Below are 1964 nucleotides of genomic sequence, written 5' to 3' on the forward strand. Positions count from 1 at the left end.
CATGTGCATCGGCCGCTGCGTCAGCGCATGCAGCGGATATTTTTCGAGGTCGACGACCGCTTCCTCGAAGGGCATGTGCCAGAACGGCAGCGGGTCCATGTAGGTCTCGATGCGCCGGCGATCGCCTTCTTTCGGCGGCACCACACGGCCATGGCCACGCGCGGCGAGCCTGAAGCGCTGCATAGGCTCCGAGTAGAGCTGGAAAACGATCGGTTCGGCTTTCGGGATAAAACCCATCTGCACCGCGAAGTCGAGATAGGAGCGGTTGGCCATCTTGTAATAGCGCTGGTCGTCCGCGAAATCATGATGCCAGAAGCCGCCATTGTCGATGTAGCGCTGCAACTGGTCCGGGTTGGCCTCACCCCTGCCGGTCGAGGTCCCATCCTTGCCGCGCCAGCCGGCGAGCGGGCCGATGCCGGGCGTGCGCTCATGGTTGACGATGTAGTCGGCATAGTCGCGGTATCTGGGCGAGCCGTCCTCATCGACGAAACCGGGCAGGCCGAGCCGGGCGCCGAGTTCGATCAGCACCGACTGGAACGGCCGGACGTCGCGGTCGGGCTCGATGACGGGATGGCGGATGGCGTCGCCCGGTCCGTCGGCATGACTGATCGGCCGGTCGAGCAGGCTGATGCAGTCGTGGCGCTCAAGATAGGTCGTGTCCGGCAGCACCAGATCGGCGAACGGCACGGTCTCGGAATAATAGGCGTCGGAATAGATGATGAAAGGGATCTTGTAGTTGCCCGCTTCGTCGCTGTCGGTCAGCATCGCCATGGTCTCGACGGTGTTCATCGAGGAATTCCACGCCATGTTCGACATGTACATCATCAGCGTGTCGATCTTGTAGGGATCGCCTGCCCAGGCGTTGCGGATGACGGTGTGCATCAGGCCGTGCGCGGCCAGCGGCGCGTCCCACGAATAGGCCTTGTCGATGCGAAGCGGCGTGCCGGCCTCGTCGACCAGCAAATCGTCCGGCCCGCAGACGAAGCCGAGCGGCATGCCGTCGAGCGGCGTCATCGGCTTGACGGTCTTGCCCGCCGGCTTCGGTCCGGGCGGCGCGGATCGAGGGTAGGGCGGCTTGAAGCGGAAGCCGCCGGGGACATCCACCGTACCCAACAGCACCTGAAGGAGATGGATGGCGCGGCAGGTGTGAAAGCCGTTCGAATGGGCCGAGATGCCGCGCATGGCGTGCATCGAGACAGGCCGCCCCTTGATCGTCTCGTGGCGGCGCCCGGCCCAGTCGGTCCAGGCGATCGGCAATTCGATCGTCTGTTCGAAGGCGACATGGGCGAGTTCGGCGGCGATCCTGCGGATCGTGTCGGCGGCAATGCCGCAGCGCTCGGCGACCGAGTCCGGTGCGTAACTCTCATCGAGGTAGCGGTCGGCGATCAGCTGGAACACCGGGACGCAGCGGCGCCCGCCGATCGTGAAGCTGCCGGTCAGCGCCGGTTTCGCACCGGCATCGGCGGCGCTGACCGGTGTCTTCGCCACCCTGTCCCAAGCCAGCGGATTGCCGTCGGCATCGCGCACGAACAGCCCGTCATCGGCAGCACCCGGCTCTTGGATGACGAGCGAATGGGCATTGGTGTAGCGCAGCAGATACTCGAGATCGACGCGGCCCGCCTTGAGCAATTCGTGGATGAGGGCGAACACGAACAGGCCGTCTGTTCCGGGCCGGATGCCGATCCAGTCATCGGCAATGGCATTGTAGCCGGTGCGGCACGGATTGATCGAGACGACCCTGGCGCCGCGCGCCTTGAGCTTGCCGAGACCGATCTTGATCGGGTTGGAATCGTGATCCTCGGCGACACCGAACAGCATGAAATACCGGGTGTTGTCCCAGTCGGGCTCGCCGAACTCCCAGAACGAACCGCCGATCGTATAGAGGCCGCCGGCCGCCATGTTGACCGAACAGAAGCCGCCATGGGCGGCGAAGTTCGGCGTACCGAACTGGCTCGCCCACCAGC

The 1964-nt window shown here is 64.8% G+C and carries 1 protein-coding gene; it reads right to left on the reverse strand.

The features are described 5' to 3' along the window. A partial coding sequence (locus EN914_RS33625; RefSeq protein WP_127389589.1) for a molybdopterin-dependent oxidoreductase occupies positions 1 to 1964 on the reverse strand: 1964 nt, incomplete at both ends.

The sequence above is a fragment of the Mesorhizobium sp. M7A.F.Ca.CA.001.08.2.1 genome, assembly GCF_003998455.1.
GTDB lineage: Bacteria > Pseudomonadota > Alphaproteobacteria > Rhizobiales > Rhizobiaceae > Mesorhizobium > Mesorhizobium ciceri.